Source organism: Sphaerochaeta sp. UBA5849 (assembly GCA_002432715.1).
Lineage (GTDB): Bacteria > Spirochaetota > Spirochaetia > Sphaerochaetales > Sphaerochaetaceae > Sphaerochaeta.
Genome location: DJGJ01000021.1, coordinates 68,317 through 78,535, shown reverse-complemented (window position 1 = coordinate 78,535; position 10,219 = coordinate 68,317). Strand labels below are relative to the sequence as shown.

At 49.0% G+C, this 10,219-nt stretch carries 9 protein-coding genes; 8 read left to right on the top strand and 1 reads right to left on the bottom strand.

The features are described 5' to 3' along the window. Window positions 1–253: 253 nt before the first annotated feature. The 8 genes from B3K89_RS03420 to B3K89_RS03385 all read left to right on the top strand — a co-directional run bounded on the left by B3K89_RS03420 (window position 254) and on the right by B3K89_RS03385 (window position 9,180). Window positions 254–1,537 (top strand): ABC transporter substrate-binding protein, encoded by a 1,284-nt coding sequence (locus B3K89_RS03420; protein WP_293893121.1) that lies wholly within the window; start codon window positions 254–256, stop codon window positions 1,535–1,537. Window positions 1,538–1,609: 72 nt separating this feature from the next. After that, a complete protein-coding gene (locus B3K89_RS03415; protein WP_293893118.1) occupies window positions 1,610–2,491 on the top strand; it encodes a carbohydrate ABC transporter permease in 882 nt (293 codons plus the stop codon). Continuing rightward, a complete protein-coding gene (locus B3K89_RS03410; protein WP_293893115.1) occupies window positions 2,491–3,339 on the top strand; it encodes a carbohydrate ABC transporter permease in 849 nt (282 codons plus the stop codon). Before B3K89_RS03415 ends, B3K89_RS03410 begins: the two co-directional genes overlap by 1 nt. 26 nt (window positions 3,340–3,365) lie before the next feature. Then, window positions 3,366–4,112: a response regulator transcription factor gene (locus B3K89_RS03405; protein WP_293893124.1), complete on the top strand. Its 747-nt coding sequence runs from the start codon at window positions 3,366–3,368 to the stop codon at window positions 4,110–4,112. Continuing rightward, window positions 4,102–5,805 (top strand): sensor histidine kinase, encoded by a 1,704-nt coding sequence (locus B3K89_RS03400; protein ID WP_293893113.1) that lies wholly within the window; start codon window positions 4,102–4,104, stop codon window positions 5,803–5,805. The genes B3K89_RS03405 and B3K89_RS03400 overlap by 11 nt, the downstream gene beginning before the upstream one ends. A 62-nt stretch (window positions 5,806–5,867) precedes the next feature. Continuing rightward, entirely contained in the window at window positions 5,868–7,028 is a 1,161-nt protein-coding gene (locus B3K89_RS03395; RefSeq protein WP_293893110.1) for a Gfo/Idh/MocA family protein, read from the top strand. 11 nt (window positions 7,029–7,039) lie between these two features. Next, a complete protein-coding gene (locus tag B3K89_RS03390; protein WP_293893107.1) occupies window positions 7,040–8,113 on the top strand; it encodes a Gfo/Idh/MocA family protein in 1,074 nt (357 codons plus the stop codon). Further along, window positions 8,110–9,180: a Gfo/Idh/MocA family protein gene (locus tag B3K89_RS03385; RefSeq protein WP_293893104.1), complete on the top strand. Its 1,071-nt coding sequence runs from the start codon at window positions 8,110–8,112 to the stop codon at window positions 9,178–9,180. Before B3K89_RS03390 ends, B3K89_RS03385 begins: the two co-directional genes overlap by 4 nt. Here the strand turns inward: B3K89_RS03385 and B3K89_RS03380 are convergent. Then, on the bottom strand, window positions 9,136–10,158 hold the full coding sequence (locus B3K89_RS03380) for a helix-turn-helix domain-containing protein (RefSeq protein ID WP_293893101.1): 1,023 nt from the start codon (window positions 10,156–10,158) through the stop codon (window positions 9,136–9,138). The genes B3K89_RS03385 and B3K89_RS03380 overlap by 45 nt on opposite strands. Between the last annotated feature and the right edge of the window lie 61 nt (window positions 10,159–10,219).

The following is a 10,219-nucleotide window of genomic DNA, read 5'->3' as shown; positions in this document are numbered from 1 at the left end:
ATCCTCTGAAGTTCTCGATTCTCTATACTTTGACAGCTTTGGCCAATCCCACAGGAAAAGTGATTGACCCCTTTTTTGCGAAAAAAGGACTCGTTTCATTTAGTATGTATGGATTTTCTGTCTGTTTATAGGATAATTGTTTGCAAAATATCAAAAGAATATCCAAGTATAGAGAAAAATCAACCATGGTGTTTTGGCCCTCGGACCATGAGGATGTAGGAACATCGAAGAAAACCAAAAGGAGGTTAGCACGATGAAACGAACACTACTGGTATTGTTGGGTTTGGTAATGATTCTTGCCACTGTGGGAGCGCAAGGCTCCCAGGAACCACAGAAAAGCGGACCTGTGACACTCAAGTATGCATTCTGGGGTAATCCTGATGCCATCGGAGTTGAACAGGACATCATCAAGGCATTCGAGGAGAAACATCCCGATATCAAGATTGAGCCGATTGTCAGCGGGTATGCCGACTACCATACCAAGCTCATGACCATGATCGCAGGCAACATGGCTCCCGATGTGATGCGTATCGACGATTACTATTTCTATGACTTCATCAAGCTTGGTGCGGTCGAGAGCCTCAGCCCCTATATCCAAAGGGACAAGATTGATTTGAACCTCTATCCGAAGATGGGTATCGAGGAAGCAACAGTCGACGGACAGATTTACGGCCTTCCTTGGGGAACCGCTCCACTGTACATGCTGTTGAATCTTGATGTCTTTGAGAAAGCCGGTGTTGCACTTCCTTCCTTGGATTGGACCACCAAGGATTTTGAACGCATCGTTCGCTCCTTCAACCCCCAGAAAGACAAGGTGTATGGTTTTGCAATCGATACCAATTATCTCTCCAGTGTCCTGCCACATATCTGGTCGAAGGGCGGTACCCTGCTCAGCGAGGACAAGAGTCGCTATACCGGTGACAGTCCTGAAGCCTCAAGTGCAATTCAGATGCTTGCAGACCTGTACAAGGAAGGCTACATGCCCAAGGATACCATCAACAGCGGGAACACCGAAGCTTTGCGCCGTTGGTTCAGCAATGGTACCATTGCCATGATGAGCGGATCCGCACAAGAAATTCTCGCAATCCAGAAGATCGAGGGAATTCGCTTTGAAGCATGGACCATGCCGCAAGCAATGAACAGCAAGAATACCACTGTATTCAAGAGCAATACCATCAGCATAAGCAAGTCCTCCAAGCAGAAAGAAGCTGCCTGGATTTTTACCAAGTTCCTCCGTGGTGTGGAAGGTGAAGACCTCTATGTACGTGCAAAGAGATTCCCACCGACGCTCAACATCGCCGAGAACTGGGCTCTGTATCTTGATCCCAATCTCTATCCGAAACAGATCAAGCAGAACAGTGAGTTGATCGCCAAGGAGTACGGGCACACATTGCCGCTTCGTACAGGATACGCAGCCATTGAATCGAAGGTAATACCGGCTGTTCAAAGTGCAATGCTGGGAACCAAGACCGCTGCACAAGCCATGGCCGATATCCGTGGCGATATCACCAAAATCATTGAAACAAATTCAAAATAAATTGTGGTATGTCGTCGGACGGGTTGCTGTCCGACGACATAATCCGCGTTCATCCACCAAAGGTTACGTAGTATGAAACTAACAATGAAGCATGGCGAGGGCTTGGCGGCATTCCTGTTCTTGTTGCCGAACATACTTGGCTTTCTACTATTCTCAATGATTCCAACGCTCGCATCGTTTGGTATAAGTTTTTTGGATTGGGGATTACTAAACAGCCCATCCTTTATCGGTTTTGCCAATTACTGGGAGCTGCTTACAGACGATGTGTTTTGGATGGCATTGAAAAATACTGCTTATTACTCATTCATCAAGGTCCCCCTGAACCTGCTGCTCTCCCTTCTCTTGGCCATCCTTCTGAACAAGCAGTTGCACGGCCGCAATTTCTTTCGTTCCGTCGCATTTCTCCCCTCGGTTTGTTCAAGTGTGGCAGTCGCGCTTATTTGGACGCCTCTTCTGGAGAGCTCGGAAAATGGCTTGATCAATCATGTGCTTTCCCTGCTGGGAATCAACATCATTCCTTTTCTTGTTTCTCCTGTCTGGGCCATGCCTTCAGTCATTCTCGTCGGGCTGTGGAAGGAACTCGGGTATTTCATGGTCATTTTCCTTGCCGGCTTGCAAGGAATCCCCCGTTCCTACTATGAAGCGGCATCCATCGATGGCGCGCACAGTATGGATGTATTCTTGCATATCACGATTCCCCTGATCAGCCCGACCACGTTCTTTGCCCTGACCACGAGTCTGATTGGTTCATTCCAAATTTTTGACTTGACCTCGGTGTTGACGAAAGGAGGGCCTGCCAATGCTACCAATACGCTTGTTATGTATATCTATCAAAATGGTTTTCAGTTCTTCAGGATGGGGTATGCCTCTGCACTCAGCCTGATTCTCTTCATAACCATTTTTATCATCACACTGGTGCAAAACCATTATTCCGATAAGTGGGTGTTCAACTGATGAAAACACAAGTAGCAACGATTCAATGGAGAAAAGTCACCAAGAATTGGGTTTGGTACCTCTTGTTGGTTATTCTGGCGGCATTTTTTTTCATCCCCTTCTGGTGGATGATAGCAACCTCCTTCAAAACCTATTCAGAAGTCTATACCAAACAATATTCTCTGATTCCCACATCATTCAATTTTGACAATTATCGACAGGTGTTCAAGGCGCTCCCGTTTGGAATGTACCTGTGGAACACCATCAAGGTCTCGAGCTTGGTAATCATCGGGACACTCACCACCAGCAGCATGGCCGCCTATGCATTTGCGCGGCTCCGCTTCAAGGGAAGGGATATGCTCTTTTTTCTCTACTTGGCAACGCTTATGATTCCCCGCCAAGTAGTTCTCATCCCGAATTTCATCATATTTCGTGAAATGGGATTGCTGGATACCCACTGGTCGTTGATACTCAGCGGCATTTTTACTGCCTACGGGACCTTTTTACTTCGTCAATTTTTCCTTAGCATACCCAAGGAATTGGAAGAAGCTGCCGTAATCGACGGCTATGGGTACTGGGCACGTTTTGTGCACATCATTCTCCCGCTTTCCAAGGCGGCACTGACTACATTGTTGATCATCACCCTGCTGGCGATATGGAATGAGTATCTTTACGCCTTGGTATTTTTGCAAAGTGATGTCAACCGTACCTTGACGTTGGGTATTGCCTTGCTGAGGGGGGATTTCGATGTGAAGTGGAATCAGGTCATGGCAGCAACATTAATAAGTATTGCGCCCATAGTTCTGGTATACTTGAGTGCCCAAAGGTATTTCGTTGAAGGAATCGCCTTGACCGGCGTAAAGGGTTGATACCGAGGGGGGGATGTGTGCGGGTAATGCTGATCGAGGATGAACCCAATGCCATGGAACGGTACAGTTCCTATATCTCCTCATATAATGCGGCTTTTGAGATTGTAGCCAAGGCTTCCACCTATGAACAGGCCCGTACTCTCTTTGCACAAAACAAACCAGAAATCATATTTAGTGATATCGTAATTCCAGGGAACACCGGCCTTCGGTTCTTGGAGGAAGTACGTGCATCCAATTGGGATGGACTGGCAGTCATCATCAGCGGATACGGGGATTTCTCCTATGCACAGAAGGCCATCAAACTTTCAGTATTCGACTACCTGCTGAAGCCGGTCTTTCAGAAGGACTTGGAACAGGTGTTGGATAAGATTCTTCGCCTGATGAATGCCAAAGATCCGCAGATTCATTATTTTACTGATCGAAATTTGCCTGTCTATGTGAAAAAAGCAGTCCAATATGTTGAGCACTACTATAATCAAGAAATCTCGTTGTGCGCTGTCGCCGAGTTTGCCAACGTTTCTCCAAGCTATTTGAGTGCTTCATTCAGCAAGAAGTGCGGAATGACGTTTGTAGAATACCTGCATGCCTATCGAAGTGATATGGCTGCAAAGTATCTGCTGGATACCGATTTGACGCTGGAAGAAATTGCCGACCGGGTTGGGTTTGGTGATAGTTCCTATCTCAACCGGTGCTTTAAGAAACGGTATGCCGTATCTCCCGGCCAATATCGGAAGAGTACCCTGTCCAAGCAAGGGATTGACTATGTCCAATGACGGACTTCTCAAAGGACAGGTAAAGCGGTCATGGAACAGGATTCTGGCTGTTTCCCTTTCGATACTCATCTCAGTAATCTTGATGCTCAGTTGGCTATGGGTTCAGCGCAGTACGCTGTTCCTGCTTGACAACAAAAAACAATTCCTGCAGGTCTATACGGAAAATTTACAGACAACAATTTTCACTCCCATTGAAAAAGCGGCGTTACGGGTACAGATGCTGCTTCGGTTCCACGAGCAAGGAGAGCGTAACCTTGACTTGGTTCAGGAGTTGTTCGACCTGCGTCTGACCTCCTCAAGCCTCGACCGTTCGTGGATTGTCAGTAGTGATGGGACTGTGTTTTATGCACCGAATGTCAATAAGCCGGTTACTGAACGAAATCCTTGGTGGAAAGCCTATATGACCGAAGAGAAGCAGTCCATGTTGAAGCTGTTGGGATCCAGAGGCTTCAATGACTTTGGGTTTGAGGTGGCTGGAGCTTTTCGCGATGATCTGGATTTGTCGACGCTTCTTCCTGTAGCTTTTTGGTATCGGACAGAAGAAGGCGGGATTGCCTTTGCGTTTCTTGAATTCAACCTTACATCTCTTTTGATTCAACACATGAACTCCTATCAGGTTGGTTTTGGAGATGATTTCACCCCCCTTGAAGTCATTGTGTATGACCGCGAAGGCATGGCATTGGAATCGAGCAGGAATATCCCGTTGCAAGTAAAGCCCATGCTTCAATATGATACAGATTTGCAAGTGCTCGATTCAATCGATTTGAGCAACGGTATGGTCTTTGCCAAGGAAGACGCATATATCTCTATGTTCTCCAGGAATACGCAATTGGGATTGACCTTCTCGACGAGAATCCCCTGGACGAAGATCATCAATCAATCAAGGAAAAACTACCTTTTCATCCTGATTCTGACAGGACTTTTCTCCCTGGTTTTCATTGTGCTCATGATTGCATTCAACAAGATGTATGTAAACCTGCGTCGGTATGAAGCAATGCAGGCGCAATCACGGTTCGAGGTGTTGCAGGCACGTATGAACCCTCACTTCCTCTTCAATACACTCGACAGCCTGGTCAGTATCGTCGAGCTTGGAAACAAGAAGCAGAGCCTTGAAGCGCTTCGGGCGCTTTCCTATATCCTGCATTTCGATTTGAGGGAGAGGCGCAATGAAATACCCCTTCTATCAGAGATTCGTTATATCCGCAACTATGTGCACCTGCAAGAGATCCGGTATCGGGATTTGGTGAGCTTCGACCTGGATATTCAGGAGACCGTTCCCGATGATATAAGAATTTTGAAGTATTGCGTGCAGCCTTTGGTGGAAAACTGCTTCGTGCATGGGGTGTATCTGCGCCAAAAACCTATTGCCATCAAGGTGGTTATGTTCTGTAATGAACAAGGACTCTGCATCAGGGTTGTCGATGACGGACCTGGCTGTAGCGCCGATGTTTTTGCTGACTTGCAGGATAAACTCAGCAAAACCGCGTCCTCGTTTTCCCAGGAAGCATTGCATGTGCGAGGCAAGCATATAGGCCTTTTGAATATCCACCAACGTATTCTCTATGCCTATGGGCAGGGATACGGGTTGTATTTGATTCCTTCTGAACAGGGCTTTTCTGTGGAAGTCCGGTTGCCGTTCGTCTACCGGAGCGAGGAAGAGGAGATGAATCAAAAAGATGTCCAAGTTCTGTGAAAGAACTCACATTGTGATATACGTACAGACGGGTATGCTGAATACTGGAAAAGGGGAATGCTATGAAGAAACTTGGCGTTGCAATTATTGGAGCGGGCAATATCGCACCGGCTCATATCAGAGGGTATCAATATTCTCACGAGCTCTGCGAGATCAAGGCGCTTTGTGATATCTACCCTGAGAAAGCGAGAAAGCTCTCCGATCGGTTTGGACTGTCACAAGCTTCGATTGTTGAAGACTACCAAAACCTGCTCGGCAGGGACGACATTGATCTGGTCTCCTTGTGCCTGCCGCCGTCGCAGCATTGCCAAGCGGCTGTTGATTTTCTTTCTGCAGGCAAGCACGTTATTGTCGAGAAACCTATGGCTCCCTCACTTGCTGAGTGTGACCGGATGATTGCAGCCCAACAAGCAAGCGGCAAGGTCCTTTCTGTGATATCCCAGAATCGATTCCGTACCGCTCCCATGCGGGTCAAACAGCTCTTGGAAGATGGAGTGATGGGTCGGGTTCTCTTTGCACGGGTGAACTCGATGTGGTGGAGAGGGTCAAACTACTACGATCTCTGGTGGCGGGGGACGTATGAGAAAGAGGGTGGTGGCTGCACCCTCAACCATGCAGTGCATCAGATCGACATCCTTCAATGGCTCATTGGAGTGCCCGATTCCGTTGTGTCGGTAATGAGCAATGTCAACCACACCAACAGTGAGGTTGAGGATGTATCGTTATCGATTCTTTCCTACTCCGATTCGGTTGCTGAGGTCAATGCCAGCTTGGTCGATCATGATGAGAAGCAGGAATTTTTCTTTGCAGCAGAGAAGGCTTCCATTGGAATCCCTTGGTATTGCAAGTCGGTCAAGCAGCTGCCCAATGGATTCTATGAACCAAATCCAGCGATGGAGAGTGAATTGGAGAAGCTTTATCAGTCACTTCCTTCCCTCCCGGTGGAAGGCCATGAAGCCCAGCTGGAGAATGTCCTCAAAGCAGTTCTCGATGGGTCACAGCCGCTGGTTACCGGCTCTGAAGGAAGGAAGGCCGTTGAGTTGATTTGTGCCATGTATAAATCCTCCACCGAGGGAGTGAGGGTGGCGTTGCCCCTGGCAAAGGACGACCCGTTCTATACGACCGAAGGGATGTTGGCGCGAATGGTGCGATACCACAAGAAAGGAAAATCAGTGGAGAATTTGGAAGACACCGAGATAAGCCTCGGGACGATGGGAAAATAAGGAGGTTGGAAATGCAAAAAATGGATGGACAGAATTACGCACCCGAGGGTAAGCCCCAACCGGTTTGCAAGCAAGGTGAGTGCATTGTCGGTGTCATCGGCCTCGATCATGGCCATATCTATGGGATGTGCAACGGGCTGTCTGAAGCAGGCGCTGATATCGCGTATGTGTACGATCCCGATCCGAAGAAAATGGAAGCTTTTGTAGCAAAGTTTCCTACGGCAAAGGTTGGCTTAAGCAAGCAGGAGTTGCTGGAGAATCCTTCCATTCAGTTGGTGGCGACCGCCGGCATTCCGTGCGATCGCGGACCCCTCGGCCTTGAGGCCCTCGACCACGGTAAGGATTTCTTTGCCGACAAGCCGCCGTTCACCACCCAGGCACAGGTTGATCAGGCCCGGAAGAAAGTTGCCCAGACCGGTCGCAAGTGGTTTGTCTACTACAGCGAGCGCTTGCATGTAGAATCTGCCGTCTACGCCGAAAGGTTGCTCAACGAGGGAGCAATCGGCAACATCGTCTCCATCCGCGGATGGGGCCCTCACCGGCTTGCCGCCCCCACTCGACCGGCTTGGTTTTTTGAGAAAGAGAAATACGGTGGCATCCTCGTGGATATAGGGAGTCATCAGCTGGAGCAAATCCTGCAGTTCAGCGGCTCTGAGGATGCGGAACTGGTTTCAAGCAGGGTGGGGAATCTCTACCATCCAGAGTATCCCGGTCTTGAGGATTTCGGGGATGCCTGCTTTACCGCAAGCAACGGAATCCCCTGCTACTTCTGTCTTGACTGGTTTACCCCCGATGGTCTGGGTACCTGGGGGGATGGACGCATCTTCATCGTCGGGACGAAGGGGTATATCGAACTGCGCAAATATATCGATGTTGCAGCCTCCAAAGAGGGTGATCATGTGATTCTCGTCAATGAGAAGGGGGAGCAGCATTTCCGTGTCGGAGGTAAGGTGGGATTTCCTTATTTCGGCCGCTTGATCCGGGATGTGCTCGATCGTACCGAGACGGCGATGAAGCAAGAGCACACGTTCCGGGCCATCGAGCTTGCCATTGAAGCACAGACAAAGGCAGTACGCATCAGATGAGTATACGCTATGCATTGATAGGCTGTGGGCGTATTGCGCCCAACCACCTTCCTTCAGCCCTGGCTTGCGGTATGGATGTTGTGGCATTGTGTGATACCAATCCTGCAGCGATTGATGTTCTCTTGGAAGGCTTGAACCTTCCTTGTTTGCATGTGAACAGGTATTCAGACTATCGAACGATGCTCGATAGTGAATCTTTGGACATGGTTGCCATTGCCACCGACAGTGCCAGTCATGCAGAAATAGCCAAATACTGCCTCGCTCAAGGAGTGGCGGTGCTGGTTGAGAAACCCATGGCGCTCAGCCTTTCGGATGCCGATGAGATGCTTGCACTCTCCCAAGAACATGGCGTGCCGCTCGGCGTTTGCCAGCAGAACCGGTTCAATGATGCAAGCTTGTTGGTCAAAAAGGCCTTGGACAGCGGGGGATTCGGCAAGCTCAGCCATGTTTCCGTGCAGGTGCGATGGTGGCGTGATGCAGCCTATTACGCACAGGACAGCTGGAGGGGCACCTGGGAGAAGGATGGCGGTGCATTGATGAATCAGTGCATCCATGGTCTTGACTTGATGCGTTGGTTTGGAGGATCGGAAATCTCCACCGTCAGTGCAACGCTTGCCAATCGTTGTCACCCGTATCTCGAGGTGGAGGACGTCGGCATTGGGTTTGTTCAGTTCACCAATGGGGCAATCGGGAGCTTTGAAGGTACTACGAACCTCTATAAGAAGAATCTGGAAGAGCGGATCACCCTCATTGGGGAGAAGGGCACCGTCGTACTAGGCGGTGAATGCGCTCAGGAAATCGAAGTGTGGGAGTTCAGCGATCCGGCAATCCAAGCTCTTCGTAATGAGATCGATCATTCGGTCCAGAGTTCGGTGTATGGCTCGAGCCACAGCAGGGTGTATGCCGATTTCAAACGTGCTTTGCTGACGGGCGTCCAACCGACGGTGGATGGTCGATGCGGACGTGATGCCTTGGAATTGGTGCTGGCAGCCTACAAGAGCCATGTGGACAAAGCTTCGGTTTCACTGCCTCTCTATGACTTTGGCACCCTGTCGATGCATCTCTGACCGCTTGCCTTCCTGTTCCTCGGGAGACTGCAATATCCTGGGCAGCGAGGCATGGGCATTGCGTTCGGGATCTGATTGGCGTAACAGCAGCTGTGATTGATGATTCACATCCTTTCTGAATTCGGTTGGATTCATATTGCAGTACTTGTGGAAGACACGGTTGAACTGACTGAATGAGGAGAACCCGCATCGCGAGCAGATATCCCTGATCGAGGTATTGCTGTACAGCAGCAGGTTTTGTGCATTGCGCACCCGTACCAGTTGCAGGTAGGTGATGTAGGTGGTTCCCGTCACTTCCTTGAATTGCCGGGAGAGGTAGAAGGGGCTGATGGAGAACTTGAGGGCGATCTCAGCAAGCGGAAGGTCCTCCTCGAAATGGGAGTGCATGTAGCTGGTGATCTCGTAGATTTTCTGGGTGATCGAATCGACAATCTCCTGCTTTGCATAGCGATTGGCCTTCCGGTTGGTTGCAATGATCCAGAGTATTTTCTGGAATGTATGGTGGATCATCAAATCCGACCCTGGAATACTGCTGGTTCCCATCAGATAAATCTCATTGAACAGCTTGATGATGCTTTGCAGTATCGCAGGCTCGAAACGATAAATGGGGACCTTCTCGTCGAAGAGGGAAAGGAGGCGCTCTGTCTGCCGTTCAAAGCCTGAAGGCAGGGGAAACTGAAAAGCGATGATCAATCGGGATTTAGGATTCTCATGCTCAGGATAGAGGCTTTTATGCAGGCACATCGGCTTGAGCAGGACAATGTCGCCACGCTGCAACGAAAAATATTCGCCTTCAATGATGTGTGTCGCCGCATCGTCGATCAGGACATACACCTCATAGTAGGTGTGAAAGTGTTGGAATTCCATATTCAAATGGCGCTTCTGGTAATCGAAGACATAGAAGACAGGATCGTCAGCATGGTTGACCTTAATTACCAAGGTCTCATTGAAAAGCAGGTCCAGTTTTTCGTACTTCATACCACCATCCTAGCTCAGAACGCATGAAATGCAAGCTTGAATATGTATTACAGCAAAAAAT